This is a genomic window from Streptomyces tubercidicus (assembly GCF_027497495.1).
Taxonomy (GTDB): domain Bacteria; phylum Actinomycetota; class Actinomycetes; order Streptomycetales; family Streptomycetaceae; genus Streptomyces; species Streptomyces tubercidicus.
Window position 1 is genome coordinate 1,418,602 of record NZ_CP114205.1, and the last position, 15,553, is coordinate 1,434,154.

15 protein-coding genes are annotated in these 15,553 nt (G+C 71.2%); 8 read left to right on the plus strand and 7 right to left on the minus strand.

The window, feature by feature from the left end; translation table 11 throughout:
* Window positions 1-88: 88 nt before the first annotated feature.
* Window positions 89-826 (minus strand): SDR family NAD(P)-dependent oxidoreductase, encoded by a 738-nt coding sequence (locus STRTU_RS06020; protein ID WP_159742587.1) that lies wholly within the window; start codon window positions 824-826, stop codon window positions 89-91.
* Between the two features lie 230 nt (window positions 827-1,056).
* Here STRTU_RS06020 and STRTU_RS06025 point away from each other — a divergent pair, with 230 nt between their 5' ends.
* The 5 genes from STRTU_RS06025 to STRTU_RS06045 all read left to right on the plus strand — a co-directional run bounded on the left by STRTU_RS06025 (window position 1,057) and on the right by STRTU_RS06045 (window position 6,974).
* The gene (locus STRTU_RS06025) at window positions 1,057-1,695 is read left to right on the plus strand and encodes a class I SAM-dependent methyltransferase (RefSeq protein ID WP_159742588.1); all 639 of its coding nucleotides are present in this window, start codon (window positions 1,057-1,059) and stop codon (window positions 1,693-1,695) included.
* 124 nt (window positions 1,696-1,819) lie between these two features.
* Complete coding sequence (locus STRTU_RS06030; RefSeq protein WP_159742589.1) at window positions 1,820-4,213, plus strand: MMPL family transporter; 2,394 nt, start codon at window positions 1,820-1,822, stop codon at window positions 4,211-4,213.
* A 75-nt stretch (window positions 4,214-4,288) separates the two neighbouring features.
* Entirely contained in the window at window positions 4,289-5,260 is a 972-nt protein-coding gene (ligD, locus tag STRTU_RS06035; RefSeq protein WP_159742590.1) for a non-homologous end-joining DNA ligase, read from the plus strand.
* A gap of 122 nt (window positions 5,261-5,382) precedes the next feature.
* Complete coding sequence (locus STRTU_RS06040; protein WP_159742591.1) at window positions 5,383-6,495, plus strand: glutathione S-transferase family protein; 1,113 nt, start codon at window positions 5,383-5,385, stop codon at window positions 6,493-6,495.
* A gap of 179 nt (window positions 6,496-6,674) precedes the next feature.
* Complete coding sequence (locus STRTU_RS06045; RefSeq protein WP_159742592.1) at window positions 6,675-6,974, plus strand: hypothetical protein; 300 nt, start codon at window positions 6,675-6,677, stop codon at window positions 6,972-6,974.
* 51 nt (window positions 6,975-7,025) lie between these two features.
* Here the strand turns inward: STRTU_RS06045 and STRTU_RS06050 are convergent, their stop codons facing one another.
* Entirely contained in the window at window positions 7,026-8,354 is a 1,329-nt protein-coding gene (locus tag STRTU_RS06050) for an aminotransferase-like domain-containing protein (protein WP_159742593.1), read from the minus strand.
* 126 nt (window positions 8,355-8,480) lie between these two features.
* Between STRTU_RS06050 and STRTU_RS06055 the strand changes: the two genes are divergently transcribed.
* The 3 genes from STRTU_RS06055 (at window position 8,481) to STRTU_RS06065 (ending at window position 11,686) form a co-directional block, all read left to right on the plus strand.
* Window positions 8,481-9,380 (plus strand): alpha/beta fold hydrolase, encoded by a 900-nt coding sequence (locus tag STRTU_RS06055; protein ID WP_159742594.1) that lies wholly within the window; start codon window positions 8,481-8,483, stop codon window positions 9,378-9,380.
* Between the two features lie 123 nt (window positions 9,381-9,503).
* Window positions 9,504-11,108: a CocE/NonD family hydrolase gene (locus STRTU_RS06060; RefSeq protein WP_159742595.1), complete on the plus strand. Its 1,605-nt coding sequence runs from the start codon at window positions 9,504-9,506 to the stop codon at window positions 11,106-11,108.
* Between the two features lie 122 nt (window positions 11,109-11,230).
* On the plus strand, window positions 11,231-11,686 hold the full coding sequence (locus tag STRTU_RS06065) for a pyridoxamine 5'-phosphate oxidase family protein (RefSeq protein ID WP_159742596.1): 456 nt from the start codon (window positions 11,231-11,233) through the stop codon (window positions 11,684-11,686).
* Window positions 11,687-11,729: 43 nt separating this feature from the next.
* On the opposite strand, the gene STRTU_RS06070 is transcribed toward STRTU_RS06065, so the two are convergent.
* From STRTU_RS06070 to STRTU_RS06090, 5 genes are all read right to left on the minus strand, one after another.
* Window positions 11,730-12,593 carry an amino acid ABC transporter permease gene (locus STRTU_RS06070; protein WP_159742597.1) on the minus strand — a complete coding sequence of 288 codons (864 nt, stop codon included), beginning with the start codon at window positions 12,591-12,593 and terminating at the stop codon, window positions 11,730-11,732.
* Window positions 12,590-13,234 (minus strand): amino acid ABC transporter permease, encoded by a 645-nt coding sequence (locus STRTU_RS06075; protein ID WP_159742598.1) that lies wholly within the window; start codon window positions 13,232-13,234, stop codon window positions 12,590-12,592. Before STRTU_RS06075 ends, STRTU_RS06070 begins: the two co-directional genes overlap by 4 nt.
* A gap of 19 nt (window positions 13,235-13,253) precedes the next feature.
* A complete protein-coding gene (locus tag STRTU_RS06080; RefSeq protein WP_159742599.1) occupies window positions 13,254-14,183 on the minus strand; it encodes a glutamate ABC transporter substrate-binding protein in 930 nt (309 codons plus the stop codon).
* 14 nt (window positions 14,184-14,197) lie between these two features.
* Window positions 14,198-14,941 (minus strand): amino acid ABC transporter ATP-binding protein, encoded by a 744-nt coding sequence (locus STRTU_RS06085; RefSeq protein ID WP_159742600.1) that lies wholly within the window; start codon window positions 14,939-14,941, stop codon window positions 14,198-14,200.
* A gap of 161 nt (window positions 14,942-15,102) precedes the next feature.
* On the minus strand, window positions 15,103-15,543 hold the full coding sequence (locus STRTU_RS06090) for a DUF6278 family protein (protein WP_159742601.1): 441 nt from the start codon (window positions 15,541-15,543) through the stop codon (window positions 15,103-15,105).
* Between the last annotated feature and the right edge of the window lie 10 nt (window positions 15,544-15,553).

The window sequence follows — 15,553 nt, forward strand, 5'->3', positions numbered from 1 at the left end:
GCCCCGGCCGAATTCCCCCGTTCGGCCGGGGCTTCCCCTTTCCCGGCTTCGCCCGCCTTCCCGGCTTCCTCAGCTCGTCGCGGCTGCCTCAGCGCAGATGCGACGCCCCGTTGACGTCCAGTACCGCCCCGGAGGACCAGAGCGCCCCGGGCGAGGCGAGGTAGTGGACGGCGGACGCCACATCCCCGGGCGCGGCGACCCGGCCGAACGGACTCTGCTGCCGCACATCCTCCGTGAGCCGGTCCGCGACCCGCTCGGTCTCCACAAAGCCCGGAGCCACGGATGCCACACCGATGCCGTACGGCGCCAGATGGACCGCCAGCGACTGCCCCATCGCGTGCAGCGCCGCCTTGGCCGCGCCGTACGCCGGGTGATCCGGTTCGCCGCGGAACGCGCCCCGCGACCCGATGTTGACGATCCGCCCCGCCACCTCCCGTTCGATCATGTTGCGCGCCGCGCAGTAGCTGACATGCGCCGCCCCCAGCAGATTCACGTCCACGACCTGCCGCCAGGCGTTCTGCCAGTCCTCGAACGAGGTGCGGTCCAGGGGGTGGGCCACATTCGCGGCGGCGTTGTTGACGAGCACATCGACACCGCCCAGCCCGTCCACGGCCGCGTCGACCAGCGCCGCCGCCCCCTCGGGCGTACTCACATCCCCGTGCACCAGCACATGCCCGCTGCCCGCCAGCCCCGCGTACGCCTCCTCCGCGGCCGCCCGCCGCGATGCGTAATGCAGCGCGACCCGGTCCCCGTGCGCGGCGAACATCTCGGCCACCGCCCGCCCGATCCCCCGCGACGCCCCGGTCACCAGCACCGCCCGGCTCATCGGCCGCACCCCGCCCCGGCACCCATACGACGGCGACAGCCGGTACGCCCAAGGGACGCACCGGGCTCAACAAGCGCCCAGGAATGGTTCATCAACGGATCCGTCCTCACCTCGTGCCGTGCCACAAACGGTCGCAAGGAATCGTAGGGAGCGGGAGGGAAGGGAGGGGCGAGAGGGGCGGACGGTGTGAGCGCGGGGTCCCGTTGGGCGGCGGGCCCTAGAGTCGGCGGATGCCTTTCGACCACAACGATCACTACCACCGGCTGCTGTTACGGCGGCTGCCGCGGGACTGCCGTACCGCCCTTGACGTCGGATGCGGAACGGGCCGGTTCGCGCGGCGGCTGGCCGGGCTGGGGCTCGATGTGCATGCCGTCGACCGGTCGGGCGAAGCCCTCGCCCAGGCCCGTGCCACAGCCGGGGAGTCCGGGGACGGTGGCGGTCGGGTGCGTTATGAGCACGCGGACCTCACCGAACTGGAACTGCCCGACCGGCACTACGGGTTCATCTCCTGCCTGGCGAGCATCCATCACATGCCCTTCGGCACGGTCACCGCACTGCGCGACGCCCTCGCGCCGGGCGGCGTGCTGGTCATCCTGGGCTGCTATCGCGAGAAGGCGCCGGCCGACTTCGGCTGGGGTCTGGTTGCCTCGCCGGTGAACGCGGTGACCAGGCTCGCCGTCGCCGTCTCGGAGCGCTGCCGGCCCTCCGGTACCGCTCCGATGAAGCCGCCCACCGCAGCGCCGGGCATGCCGCTGGCCCGTATCCGCCGGGAGGCCGCCGCGCTGCTGCCCGGGTGCCGGATCCGTCGGCTGCTCTTCTGGCGCTATCTGCTGGTGTTCCGCAAGGAAGCGTCCCCGACAGGCGCTTGACGCCGGGGGCGCACCCGTTCGGCCGACGCCCGGATTCCCCGGTGGGCATGCCGCGGCGGCGGAACGGGCGTTGACTGCTGGGTGTTCGCCTGTGCCAGGAGCGCCGCCCGGATCGGGAGCACCTATGTCGTTGCCGAGAAATCCGAGCGGGCCGGCTGCGTCGGGTAGGCCGGGCGCGTCTGGTGCCTCGGGGGCGTCCGGGGTCTCCGGCACACCCGCCACTCCCGGCGCCCCCGGCCCGCCCGGCGGCAAAGGAGCCCTCCGCCGGATCGGCGAATGGTGTGCCCGGCACTTCGTCGTGGTCCTCGTGCTGTGGCTGGTCGCGCTGGTCGGGCTGCAGTTTCTGCAGCGTGCCTACGGCGGGGAGTACTCCGATGACTTCGCGCTGCCCGGTGTCCAGTCGGCGCAGGGCCGCGAGGTGCTCCAGGAGCACGAGCCGAAGGCCGGGGGCTACAGCAGCCAGGTCGTGCTGCACGACACGGCCAAGCCGCTGACGGACTTCCGCGGCGAGGTCGACAGCGCCGTCACCGCGCTCGGCAAGCTGCCGGAGGTGCTGTCCGCCCAGAACCCGCTGCCGCCGCCCGGCGCACCGCCCGCCAAGCCCCCGCCGGGGACGCCGAACATCGGCCCGCTGTCCACCGACGGCCGGACCGCGTACATCACGGTGCGGTTCAGCGTGCAGCCGTCCACCCTGGAGCCGGACTATCTGCACGGGGTCGACGCGGCGGTGCGGCCGCTGCGTTCGGCGGGCGTGGAGGTGGAGTACGGCGGGCCGCTGGGCGAGCTGGCCCGGCCGGAGCCCGACGACCGGACCAGCGAGGGGATCGGCTTCGGGGTGGCGATCCTGGTGCTGCTGGTCGGCTTCGGCAGTGTGCTGGCGGCCGGGGTGCCGCTGCTGACCGCGCTGGCCGGTGCCGTCTGCGGGCTGGCCTGCCTGGGGCTGATCGCCGCCGTCTTCGTCTTCGCCACCGTCTCCCCCACCCTGGCCACGATGATCGGCCTCGGCGTCGGTATCGACTACGCGCTGTTTCTGATCACCCGGCACCGGCAGAACCTGATGGACGGCGCTGACCCGGTCACCGGGGCCGGGCGGGCCGTGGCCACCAGCGGACGGGCGGTGCTGGTGTCCGGCTGCACGGTCATCATCGCGCTGATGGGGCTGTGGGTCTCGGGCGTCTCCTTCATCGGCAAACTGGGCGTGGCGGCCGCCATCACCGTGATCTCGGCGGTGCTCGGCGCGCTCACCCTCGTACCGGCGCTGCTCGGCCTGCTCGGCCGCCGGATCGACCGGCTCCGGGTCCGCCGCCCGATCGCCGAGACGGACGCCGGACCGGGCGAGGAGGCACACGGCAGCTGGCACCGGTACGCGCAGCGGGTGGAGCGCCGCCCGTGGTGGTACCTGGCGGGCGGGGTGCTCATCGTGGTCGTGCTGGCCATCCCGGTCTTCTCGATCCAGCTGGGGCACATCGGCGACGGCGCGGACCCGAAGTCGTTCACCGACCGGCGCGCCTTCGACCTGATGTCCTCGGCGTTCGGCCCCGGCTCCAACGGCCCGCTGACCCTCGTCATCGACGAGTCCGCGGTTCCGCAGGCGGACCGCCCGATGCTGGCGACACAGGCTCAGAAGGCGCTCACGGATGTCCCGGGCGCGGCCTTCATCACGCCGCTGAAGGCCACCCCGGACGGTGCGGTGCTGACCGGGACCGCCTACTCCACCCAGGCCCCGCAGAGCGCGGACACCACGGATCTGGTCAACCGCCTCAAGCACGATCTGCTGCCGGAGGCGGTGAAGGGGACCGACGCGCACGGCTATGTGACGGGGACGACCGCCGGCCAGGTGGACTTCCTGGACATCGTCGCCAGCCGGCTACCGCTGATCATCGCCGTGGTGGTCGCGCTCGCCTTCCTCATCATCCTGGCCGTGTTCCGGGGTGTGCTGGTCGCGGTGAAGGCCGCGGTGCTCAACGTCCTGTCGATCGCCGCCTCGTACGGGGTGGTGGTGGCGGTCTTCCAGTGGGGCTGGGGCGGGCCGGCGCTCGGGGTCTCGGGCACGGTGCCGATCGAGAGCTATGTGCCGATGATGATGTTCGCGATCGTCTTCGGGCTGAGCATGGACTACGAGATCTTTCTGCTGTCGCGGGTGCACGAGGCGTGGCTGCGCACCGCCGACGCGAAGGCGAGTGTGGCGCACGCCCTGGAGATCACCGCCCGGGTGATCACCTGCGCCGCGCTGATCATGGTGAGCGTGTTCGCCGCGTTCATCATCAGCGACAACATCGTGGTGAAGATGCTGGGCCTCGGGCTGGCCGTGAGCGTACTGATCGACGCCACCGTGGTCCGACTGCTGCTGGTGCCCGCGGTGATGACGCTGCTGGGCCCGGCGGCCTGGTGGACGCCCCGCCGGCTGGACCGGATCCTGCCGCATGTCCGTACGGAGGGCGAGGAGCAGCTGCCCGCCAAGGCGCCGCCGCGCGGGGACGCGCCGCGGAGCGGGGCCCGGCCGGGCGGCGGCGCTTGAGCGGCGGTGGCACGACCGCCCGGCCCGGCCGCCCGCCGATCTGCGAACGCCCCCGTATCGCCCGATCATCGAACCATGGCCCCGTCCGCCGAGCGTGGCTCGGCCTCGTACCCGGTGATCCGGCCGATGCTGGCCACGATCGGCCCGCTGCCCGCCGAGCACGAGGAGGCGGGCTGGGCGTTCGAGGCCAAATGGGACGGTGCGCGCTGTGTCATCAACACCTCCGGCGACGGCACCGTCCGGCTGATCACCCGGGCGGGCAACGACGCGACCGCCACCTACCCGGAGCTGGCGCCCCTGGGCGAGCAGCTGCGGGGCCGGCCGGCGGTGCTCGACGGTGAGGTGGTGGTGCTGGACGCGCGCGGCCGGCCGGACTTCGGGCTGCTGCAGCGCCGGATGGGTGTGGTGAACCCGCGCCGCACGGCCCGGCTGGCCATGGAGCACCCCGTACACCTCGTGCTCTTCGACCTGATGTATCTGGGCGGCTCGCTGCTCGGCTCGCCGTATTACGAGCGCCGGTCCCTGCTGTCCGGGCTGCGGCTCCGCGGGCCGAACTGGTCGGCGCCCGAGTATGTGGAAGGCCATGCCCAGCAGGTGTGGGAGGGCTCGTTGCAGGCCGGGCTGGAAGGGGTGGTGGCCAAGCGGCTGACCTCGGCGTATCTGCCGGGTGTGCGGTCACCCGAGTGGCGCAAGACGAAGCATCTGCTGACCCTCGACGTGATCATCGGGGGCTGGACGGAAGGCCATGGCGGACTGGCCGGACTCCCCGGTTCCGTCCTGGCGGGCGTGGCGGAACCCGCGGGGCTGCGCTACGTCGGCTCGGTCGGCTCGGGGCTGTCCGACCGGGAGCGCCATGAGCTGGCGCGGTACCTGGAGGTGATCCCGCTCGACCGGTCGCCGTTCCTCAACGCGGTGGACGTGGCGGGGGCGCACTGGGCCGAGCCCCGGCTCGTCGCCGAGATCACGCTCACCGGCTGGACCTCGGCCGGCCGGCTGCGGCACCCGGTCTGGCACCGGCTGCGGCCCGATCTCACCCACCTCGGCTGACCCGGGCCGCCCGGTGGCACGGACGCGGCGGTGCGCCGGGCGGCTGACGCGGGGGAATACCCGGCCCCGGCCGGGAAGGCTCGCCTCATGCCCCGGGCAACCACAGACGGAAGGAGTCGGTGATGCCCCACCCCGACACCGGCAGCAACGGCGGCACCCCGGACGGCACGTCGGAGGGCGCCTCGGACGCCACCCCGGACGCCGCCACCGACGGCAATGTCGCGTACGGCAGAAAACCCTTCAAGCGCTCCAGGAGCCACTTCGCGGACCGCATCACGGCGGACGGCCGCGACGGCTGGCCGGTCGAGGCCGGCCGCTACCGGCTGGTGGCCAGCCGCGCCTGCCCCTGGGCGAGCCGCGCCGTGATCTCCCGGCGGCTGCTCGGCCTGGAGGAGGCGATCTCGCTCGCCATCACCGACCCGCTCCAGGACGACCGCAGCTGGCGCTTCACCCTGGACCCGGACGGCCGCGATCCCGTCCTCGGCATCCGCTTCCTCAGCGAGGCGTATGACGCCCGCGAGAGCGGCTACCCCGGCGGGGTCAGCGTCCCCGCCGTCGTCGACGTGCCCAGCGGGCAGCTCGTCACCAACGACTTCCAGCAGATCACCCTGGACTTCGCGACGGAGTGGACGGCGCTGCACCGGCCCGGCGCCCCCGATCTGTACCCGGAGCCGCTGCGCGAGGAGATCGACGTCGTGATGGCGGGCGTCTACCGGGACGTCAACAACGGCGTGTACCGAGCCGGTTTCGCCACCGGGCAGAGCGAGTACGAGGCCGCCTTCCGTGATCTGTTCCGGCGCCTGGATCTGCTGTCCGAGCGCCTGGTGGACCGCCGCTACCTGGTCGGCGACACCCTCACCGAGGCCGACATCCGGCTGTTCACCACGCTGGTCCGCTTCGACGCCGTCTACCACGGGCACTTCAAGTGCAACCGGTTCAAGCTGGCCGAGGACCCGGTGCTGTGGGCCTACGCCAAGGACCTCTTCCAGACACCCGGCTTCGGCGACACCGTCGACTTCCACCACATCAAGCAGCACTACTACCGGGTGCACACGGGCATCAACCCGACCGGCATCGTCCCGCTCGGACCGGACCTCTCCGGCTGGCTGACCCCGCACCACCGCGAGGAGTTGGGCGGCCGGCCGTTCGGCGACGGCACCCCGCCGGGCCCGGTGCCACCGGCCGAGGAGGTCCCGCCCACCGGACGCCCCGAGCAGCTGCTGACCGGCTCCTGACCCGCACCCCGGCTGTGGCAGACCGGCCCCGGATCCCGGACCGTGAGACCCTGAGAACACAGGGACGGACACCCACCGGCGGTGCGCCGGAGCTGCCCGCGAACGCGCCGGGCACCCGGGCTCCCGGTCCGCCGCCGCGCGCCACCCGCCCCACGCCCTCCAGGCGAGGAGTGAGCCCGATGAGGATGGTCCTGACGGCCCGGATACCGACCGAGACCGGCAACGAAGTCATCCAGAGCGGCAGTCTGCCGAAGATCATGGAGACCGCCCTCGCCGCCCTCCAGCCGGAGGCGGCCTACTTCACCCTCGACGGCGGTGACCGCACCGCCTACTTCTTCTTCGACATGAAGGAGTCGTCGCAGATGCCGACGCTCCTGGAATCGTTCTTCATGGATCTGCACGCGAAGGTCTCGCTGCAGCCGGTGATGAACACGGCGGAGCTGCGCACCGGTCTCGGACACCTGATGAGCGGCACCTGAGGCGCCGCCCGCCCGGCCCCGGCGCTCCTCTCACTCCGCCCCGGCGCTGCCTCACTCCGCCGCGGTGTCCTCCGGTGCCCCCTGCGCGAGCCCGGCCAGCGCATCGAGCGCCTCGGCCAGCACCTCGACGGGCGGTGAGGCGAGCGCCAGACGTACGGCGTTGGGGGCGTGGCCGGAGCCGATGGCGAAGGCTCCGGACGGGGTGACGGCGATCCCGCGGCGCGCTGCGGCGGCGACGAAGGTGTCGGCCCGCCACGGCTCCGGCAGCTCCCACCAGCAGTGATACGCGTGCGGATCGGCCCCGACCCGGAATCCGGCGAGCCGTTCGGCGACCAGCCGCTGTCGTGCGGCGGCGTCGGCGCGCTTCTCCTCCTCGGCTGCCGCGGCGGTGCCGTCGGACATCCAGCGGGTGGCCGCGTCGAGCGCGAAGCGGGACGCGGTCCAGGTGCCCGTCCTGAGGGCGGTGGCGAAGTCCTGTGCGGTGCCCTCGGGCACGGTGAGGAATCCCAGCGACAGTCCGGGCGCGAGCCGTTTGGACAGGCTGTCGATGACCACGGTGCGCTCCGGCGCGAGGGCGGCGAGCGGGGAGAGGTCGTTGCGGAGGAAGCCGTAGATCGCGTCCTCGATGGCGAACAGGTCCAACTCCCGCAGGGCCGCGGCGAGTTCCGTGCGCCGGTGGGCGGGCATGGTGACGCCCAGCGGATTGTGGAGAGCGGGCTGGAGGTAGACGGCGCGCAGCGGGGGTGCGGCACGCAGGGCCTCGGGGGTCAGACCGTGCTCGTCCATGGAGAGGGGGACGAGGGTGATGCCGAGGCGGGCCGCGATGCCCTTCACCACGGGGTAGGTGAGTGATTCGACGCCGAGCCGCTCACCGGCCGGGACCAGCGCGGCGATCGCCGCGGCGATCGCCTGCCGGCCGTTGCCCGCGAAGAGCAGCTGCCGGGGATCCGGCGCCCAGTCGCCACGGGCGAGATGGGCGGCGGCGGCCTGACGGGCGGCGGCCGTGCCGACCGCCCCCACCGGGCGGAGCGCGGCGGCCAGGGCGTCAGGCCGCAGCAGCTGCCCCAGGCTCTGGGCGAGCAGCGCGGGGTGGCCGGGCAGCACGGGGAAGTTCAGCTCCAGGTCGACCCGGGCCTCACCCGGCTCGGCCAGTGCGGGCTCGGCGGCCGGCGCGGTGCTGCGGACGAAGGTGCCGCGGCCGACCTCTCCCACCGTCAGCCCGCGTCGGCTCAATTCCCCGTACACCCGGGCCGCGGTCGAGCTCGCGATACGCCGGTCCCGGGCGAACCGGCGCAGCGGCGGCAGCCGGTCCCCCGGCCGGAGCCGCCCGGCGGCGATGTCGGCCGCGAGGTCATCGGCGATCGCGCGATAGTCGTCCATCGGTCACTCCCCTGAGGCGCGAGGCGGCGCACTCACAACATTGCACCGAGTACATTTCTATCATTGCACCGAGAGATTGCCCTCTATAGCATCGAGGCGTCAAGCCACAGCAGAGGGGGACGATCCATGAGTTCGGTCAATTGCCGCGAGATCACGATGGGTTACGAGGACGAGGGCAGCGGCGATCCGCTGGTGCTCGTACACGGCCACCCCTTCGACCGCTCGATGTGGCGCCCGCAGATCGAGCACTTCAGCCAGGCCGGATGGCGGGTGATCGCGCCGGACCTCCGGGGCTACGGGCAGAGCACGGTCGTCCCCGGCACCACCCCGCTGGAGACCTTCGCACGCGACCTGCTCGCCCTGCTGGACCGGCTCGGAATCGAGCGCTTCGTGCTCGGCGGCCTGTCCATGGGAGGCCAGATCGTCATGGAGTGCTACCGGCTCTTCCCGGAGCGGATCCAGGGCCTGGTGTTGGCCGACACCTTCGCCGCCGCGGAGACCGAGGAGGGCAGGACTGCGCGCCACAACATGGCGGCCCGGCTGCTCCGCGAGGGCATGACCGGCTACGCACAGGAGGTGCTGGCCAAGATGGTCTCCGCGCACACCCTCACCCACCGGCCGGAGGCCGCCGCCCACGTCCTGGCGATGATGACGGCCACACCCCCCGAGGGCGCGGCCGCCGCACTCCGCGGACGCGCCGAACGCCCCGACTACGGGGACCTGTTGACGCGGGTCTCGGTACCGGCACTGGTGGTGGTCGGCACGGAGGACACCTACACCCCCGTGAGCGATGCCCGCGACATCCACGCACGGGTCCCGGACGCCACCCTGACCCTCATCGAGCGGACGGGTCATCTCCCGAACCTGGAGCGGCCGGACGCATTCAACACCGCACTGGCGGAGTTTCTCCACGCCCTGCCCGACGACTCCCGGCCGAACAACCCCCTGCCGGGGCCGACTTCCGGGGCACACCCCCTCCTCCCCTCCCCGACTCCCCCTGGACCCAGGGACGTTACCCAGCCGTAACCTACCGACGGGTTACCACAGGTAAGGAGCGGACCTTACTCTCCAGTCACATTCGGGTGCACCGTACGCCCCACCTGTCCCCGGACAGCGTGCGGTCGCCCGCATCAAGATCTGGAGCAGAAGATGACGCCCTCCCGTACGACGCAGCGCGTCGCGATCGGCACCGCCTCCGCGGCCCTCCTGGCCGCCACGGTTCTTACCGGCACCCCGGCCACCGCCGCGGCGGCGACACCGCAATCCGCCCCCGCCACAGCGACTTCGGGCGGTGCCCCCTCCCTCCGCTTCGTCGACATCGAGGGCGACGGCGGTATCACCCTCAAGGCGAATGTCTTCACCCCGGCCGGCTCCGACGGCACCCGGCGCCACCCCGTCATCGTGCTGCCGACGAGCTGGTCGATGCCGCAGGTCGAGTACCTGGCGCAGGCCAGGAAGCTGGCCGAGGCGGGCTATGTGGTGGTCGGATACAACTCCCGCGGGTTCTGGCAGTCCGGCGGGGAGATCGAGACGGCCGGGCCGAAGGACATCGCGGATGCCTCGAAGGTCATCGACTGGGCGCTGGCCCACACCCCGGCCGATCCGCACCGGGTCGGCATGGCCGGGGTCTCCTACGGCGCCGGGATCAGCCTGCTGGCGTCGGCGTCCGACAAGCGGATCAAGGCAGTTGCGGCGCTCAGCGGCTGGGGCGACCTGATCAGCTCCATCTACAGCGGCCGGACCCAGCACAAGCAGGCGGCGGCGATGCTCGGCGGCACCGGCGCCCTGACCGGCCGCCCCAGCGCCGAACTCCGCACGATCCTCCGGGACTTCCTCGCCTCCGATCTCAGCAAGGAAAAGGACATGATCGAGTGGGGGAAGAAGCGCTCCCCCAGCACCTATCTCGACAAGATCAACGCCAATGGCGCCGCGATCATGCTGGGCAACGCCTGGGGCGACTCCCTCTTCCCGCCCAATGAATACGCCGACTTCTACGAGAAGCTGAAGGGCCCCAAGCGGCTGGAGTTCCGCCCGGGCGACCACGCCACCCCCGAGGCGCTCGGACTGTTCGGACTGCCCAACGACACCTGGACCAACACCAAGCGGTGGTTCGACCACTACCTCCAGGGCGCGGACAACGGCATCGACCGCGAGTCGCCGGTACTGCTCAAGTCCCGTTCCACCGGCGCGTACGAGGGCTACAAGAGCTGGCGGGACGTACCGTCCGCACACCGGAAGATCGAGCTGGCCGACAGCCGGCGGATCCACACCAACCTGGACTCCGGCGCCAACGGCGGCCTGATCTTCCTCTCCAGCATGATGGACCAGTTCTTCCGGCTGCCGCCGATGGCCTCCATCCCGCTGCTGCCCCGCCCCCTCGCCGCCGTCTGGCAGTCCGAACGCTACGAGACCGGACAGCGGGTCAGGGGAACCACCCGGCTGCACACCACCCTGACCAGCACCGCCGAGAGCGGCACCGCCATCGCCTACCTCTACGACGTCGGCCCGCTCGGCCTCGGCAAGCTGGTCACCCACGCGCCGTACACCTTCCACGGCAAGACCCCGAACCAGCCCTTCGGCGTGGACCTGGACCTGTTCTCCACGGCCTACGACGTCCCGGCCGGCCACCGCCTCGCCGTGGTCATCGACACCGTCGACCCCCTCTACATCGAACACAACCCGTCCGGCGCCCGCCTGACGTTCTCCTCCCCGGCGGACGATCCGTCGTATGTGTCGGTGCCGGTGCGCGATTAGGACGGCGGGGCGGGGTCTGGGCCGGGCGCGGGATCAGGGCGGGGGCGGAAGCCGGTCGTAGGCCCCTGGACGTACCTCTCGGGGCCGAGGTGGCGCGGGCGCATGATCGGTAGCCTCCCGCCATGACGGATTACCCGCCGGCGCGCGACGCCGGACAGCGGAAGCGGGATGCGCTCACACGGCTGGAGAAGGACGAGGACGCCTGGGTGTCGTCGGCGTCCGGCGACGGCCCGCCCCGGCTCGTGCCGCTGTCCTTCGTCTGGCATGACGAGCGGCTGTGGATGGCGACCAAGGCGAAGAATCCGACGGTCCGCAACATCCGGGCGCAGGAGGCGTGCTGGGTCGCCCTGGGGCCCACCCGCGATGTGGTGCTCATCGAGAGCACGGCGGAGGTGATCGCCTCGGACAGTCTGCCGGACGACACCGGGGACGCCTTCGCACGGAAGCTGGGCTGGGACCCCCGGGGTCGCGACACCTGGGTGTTTCTGGCGTTCCGGCCGCAGCGGATGCTGGTCTGGCGCGAGGTGAACGAGCTGCCGGAGCGGGAGGTGATGCGGGACGGGGTCTGGCGGGTGTGACGAGGACCGGCGGACGGACCGCCGGTCCCGGCCGGTTCCGTCCTCAGCCCGGCGGCCGGTGGCCCCCCGGCAGCAACGTGCCCGGCTCCGGCGGTGCCACCTCGACCGCCTCCACCTTCGGGTTGCGTCGCTGACGCTTGGAAACCCAGTTGGCCAGCCAGGACAGCAGCATGCACATCCCGATGTAGATCGGCGAGATGATCATGACGACGGGGATGAACGGCAGGTCGTAGTCGAGGTTGGACGCGATGAGCTTGCCCGCGTGCAGGAACTCCTCATAGGTGATGAGGAAGCCGAGGGAGGTGTCCTTCAGGGCGACCACCAGCTGGCTGATGATCGCCGGGAGCATCGCCCGGACCGCCTGCGGCACCAGGACATGCGTCATGACCTGGGTCTTGCGCATGCCCAGTGCGTAGGCGGCCTCCCGCTGGCCGCGGTCGACGGAGTGGACGCCGGTACGGAAGACCTCGGCGAGCACCGAGCCGTTGTAGAGGGTCAGCCCGGCGACCAGGGCGGGCAGCGGCGCCACCTTCAGGGCCACATAGATGAAGAAGATCATGACCAGCACGGGCATCGCCCGGAAGAACTCCACCAACAGGGTGCACACCCAGCGGGCGATCCGGTGCTCGGAGAGCCGGCCGGTCGCGAGCACCGCGCCGAGCGCCAGCGACAGCACCGCGGCGAGGCCGAAGGCCTTGAGGGTGTTGCCCAGGCCCCGGAGCAGCAGGTCCTGAATTCCCGTGTAGGTGAAGGGAGTCCACTTCGCCGCGACGAACTGGCCGGTGGCGAAGAGGAGGTAGATGATCCAGGCGATCAGCGCGAGGATCACCACCGTCCCGCCGAGGCCGTAGAGCCGGTGCCGCTGACGGGCCCGCGGGCCGGGGACGTCGTAGAGAGCGGTGGTCATCGGGCGACTCCGAAGCGCTTCTCCAGCACGTTGAAGATCGCGCTGATGGTCAGGGTCACGAGCAGATAGCCGACGGCGATCCAGACGAAGGTCCAGACGATGCTGTAGCCCATCTCGCTGAGCGGTTTGTAGACCCCGAGGAGTTCGACGACGCTGAAGGCGCCGGCGATCGCGGAGTTCTTGGCGAGCGCGATCAGCGTGGAGCCGATGGGCGGGATGACGGACCGGAAGGCCTGCGGAAGGACGATGTCACCGAGGGTCTGCGGAAACGTCATGCCCAGGCTGCGGGCCGCCTCGCCCTGCCCGACCGGCACGGTGTTGATGCCGGAGCGCACCGCCTCGCAGATGAAGGCGGAGGTGTAGCAGCCCAGCGCGAGGATCGCGAACAGCTTGAAGGGAAGGACGAGCCCGAACCGCGGCAGCCCCAGCACCACGGCGAAGAACAGCAGCGTCAGCGGCGTATTGCGCAGCACCGTGACCCATGCCGTGCCGAAGGCCCGCAGCGAGCCGACCGGTGCGACCCGGAACGCGGCCATCAGGAAGCCGAGGGCGAGGGCGAGCAGGGAGGCGTAGACGGTGAGTTCGACGGTGCCCAGCAGGCCCTCCCCGTAGAGGGAGAGGTTGTCCAGGAGAACGTTCATCGGTCAGTTCCTTGCCGGCTCAGGCCGCCGGGTAGCGGTCGATCGGGGGCGGCTTGGGGGCGGGCACGCCGGACAGGCCGAGGGTCGCGTCGTACGCCTTGCGCCAGAGGCCGTTCTTCTCGGCCGCGGCGAGGGCGTCGTCGAGCGCGAACCGCAGCGCGTTGTCGCCGCGGGGGACGCCGATCCCGTACGGCTCCTCGGAGAACGGCTTGCCGACCACCTTCAGCTCGTCGGGCACCTTGGCGGCGTAGCCCAGCAGGATCGCGTCATCGGTGGTGACCGCGTCGACCTGGTAGGTGAGCAGGTTGTCGACGCACACCGAGTAGGTGTCGTAGGCGATCAGGACCGCCTTGGGGTACTCGGCCTGGATGCGCTGGTACGGGGTCGAACCGGCCGCCGAGCAGACCCGTTTGCCGGCCAGGTCCTGCGGTCCCCTGATGTCCTTCTCGTCGGCGCGCACCAGCAGCGACTGGCCGGCCATGTAGTAGGGGCCGGCGAAACCCACCAGCTTCTTGCGCTTGTCGTTGATGGTGTAGGTGCCGACGTAGAGGTCGATCTGGCCGTTCTGCAGCGCGGTCTCGCGGTTGGCGGAGGCGATGGTCTTGAACTCGATGGTGCGGGGCGGGAAGCCGAGGGCCGCGGACATCATCTTGGCGATCTCGATATCGAAGCCGGTGTAGCGGCCGGTGGCCGGGTCCTTCTCGCCGAGGTAGGGCTGGTCCTCCTTGACGCCGATGATGAGGTGGCCGCGGCGCTTGGCCCGTACCCAGGTCGGGGACTCGGGCAGCGAGAAGTTCTTGGCGACCGGGTACCGGGGCAGTTCGCTGCCCTTGGGGCCCTTGACGGGTGGGCTGCCTTCCCGGCCGCAGGCCGCGAGGGCCAGGGCGAGCACGGTGAGCGCGAGCGCCATCAGGGCGCGGCGCAGGGGCGAGGAGTGACGGTGCGGCATCGCGGCGCCCCCGTTCAGTGCTTGAGGATCTTGGAGAGGAAGTCCTTCGCCCGTTCGCTGCGCGGTGCGGTGAAGAACTCCTCGGGGGTGCGGTCCTCGACGATGCGGCCGTCGTCCATGAACACCACACGGTTGGCGGCGGAGCGGGCGAAGCCCATCTCATGGGTGACCACGACCATCGTCATGCCGTCCTGGGCGAGGCGGCGCATGACTTCCAGCACCTCATTGATCATCTCCGGGTCGAGGGCGGAGGTCGGCTCGTCGAAGAGCAGGGCCTTGGGGTCCATGGCGAGGGCGCGGGCGATGGCGACGCGCTGCTGCTGGCCGCCGGAGAGCTGTGCGGGATATTTGTCGGCCTGGGAGGCGAGCCCGACCCGGTCCAGGAGTTCCCGGGCCTGCCGGGCGGCCTCGTCCTTCTTTTTCTTCCGGACCTTGACCGGCGCCAGCATCACATTGGCCAGCACGGTCTTGTGGGCGAAGAGGTTGAAGGACTGGAAGACCATGCCGACTTCGGCACGCAACTGGGCGAGCGCCCGGCCCTCTTCGGGCAGCGGTCTGCCGTCCAGCGTGATGCTGCCCGACTCGACGGTTTCCAGGCGGTTGATGGCCCGGCACAGAGTGGACTTCCCGGACCCGGAGGGCCCGATGACCACGACCACCTCCCCGCGGCCGACGGTGAGGTCGATGTCCCGCAGGACATGAAGTTTTCCGTAGTGCTTGTTGACCCCGCGCAGTTCAATCAGCGCATCACCGGCCATATGCAGACCTGCCCACTCTCATCCGTACAGCGGAGAGCCCGCAACCTACCCGGGCGAATGGGGCACTTCTCCACTGACACGCACATATGCGCGGAGATGGGCGGATAAATCAGGGTTACCGATGAACGTGCCGCGGGCCGGGAAAAGGACCGGCACGGGGGTCAGCTCTCGGCGACCTCGGCGTAGACCTGGGACAGTTCGGGCGCGCCGGTGTCGGCCCAGTCATGGCCCGCCGTCACCACGTCGATCTCCCGCCCGGACGCCAGCCGGACCACCGGCTGCCCGTCCGGCCAGACGTGCCACACCGCGCCGCGCACCGTGCGGACCAGCACCGTACCGAGGTAGAGACCGGCGTCGTTGCCGAGCCAGGGCAGCACCTCCGGATCGTCCCGCCATACGGGCTGGAGCTGATCCAGCAACTCCAACGACCGTGCGGAGTCGTCCAGTTCCACGCCCGCCGTGGCCGCCTGGGCCCGCAGCAGCTCGCACTCGGACAGCAGCTCGACGACGCTCTCGGGGTCGGCGCGCACCGACTCCGCGAGCGGCACGGACCGGTGCGTCTGATGACGCTTGCGCCACTTGTCCAGAAAAGACATGTTCATGGTGTGCAGG

Bases quoted from the DNA above. Each gene is read 5' to 3' on its own strand.
- STRTU_RS06055 (WP_159742594.1), top strand. From the start codon at position 8,481: ATGAGTTCGGTCAATTGCCGCGAGATCACGATGGGTTACGAGGACGAG.
- STRTU_RS06040 (WP_159742591.1), top strand. From the start codon at position 5,383: ATGCCCCACCCCGACACCGGCAGCAACGGCGGCACCCCGGACGGCACG.
- STRTU_RS06070 (WP_159742597.1), bottom strand. From the start codon at position 12,593: ATGACCACCGCTCTCTACGACGTCCCCGGCCCGCGGGCCCGTCAGCGG.
- STRTU_RS06030 (WP_159742589.1), top strand. From the start codon at position 1,820: ATGTCGTTGCCGAGAAATCCGAGCGGGCCGGCTGCGTCGGGTAGGCCG.
- STRTU_RS06080 (WP_159742599.1), bottom strand. From the start codon at position 14,183: ATGCCGCACCGTCACTCCTCGCCCCTGCGCCGCGCCCTGATGGCGCTC.
- STRTU_RS06020 (WP_159742587.1), bottom strand. From the start codon at position 826: ATGAGCCGGGCGGTGCTGGTGACCGGGGCGTCGCGGGGGATCGGGCGG.
- STRTU_RS06050 (WP_159742593.1), bottom strand. From the start codon at position 8,354: ATGGACGACTATCGCGCGATCGCCGATGACCTCGCGGCCGACATCGCC.
- STRTU_RS06065 (WP_159742596.1), top strand. From the start codon at position 11,231: ATGACGGATTACCCGCCGGCGCGCGACGCCGGACAGCGGAAGCGGGAT.
- STRTU_RS06085 (WP_159742600.1), bottom strand. From the start codon at position 14,941: ATGGCCGGTGATGCGCTGATTGAACTGCGCGGGGTCAACAAGCACTAC.
- STRTU_RS06060 (WP_159742595.1), top strand. From the start codon at position 9,504: ATGACGCCCTCCCGTACGACGCAGCGCGTCGCGATCGGCACCGCCTCC.
- STRTU_RS06075 (WP_159742598.1), bottom strand. From the start codon at position 13,234: ATGAACGTTCTCCTGGACAACCTCTCCCTCTACGGGGAGGGCCTGCTG.
- STRTU_RS06025 (WP_159742588.1), top strand. From the start codon at position 1,057: ATGCCTTTCGACCACAACGATCACTACCACCGGCTGCTGTTACGGCGG.
- ligD (WP_159742590.1), top strand. From the start codon at position 4,289: ATGGCCCCGTCCGCCGAGCGTGGCTCGGCCTCGTACCCGGTGATCCGG.
- STRTU_RS06045 (WP_159742592.1), top strand. From the start codon at position 6,675: ATGAGGATGGTCCTGACGGCCCGGATACCGACCGAGACCGGCAACGAA.
- STRTU_RS06090 (WP_159742601.1), bottom strand. From the start codon at position 15,543: ATGAACATGTCTTTTCTGGACAAGTGGCGCAAGCGTCATCAGACGCAC.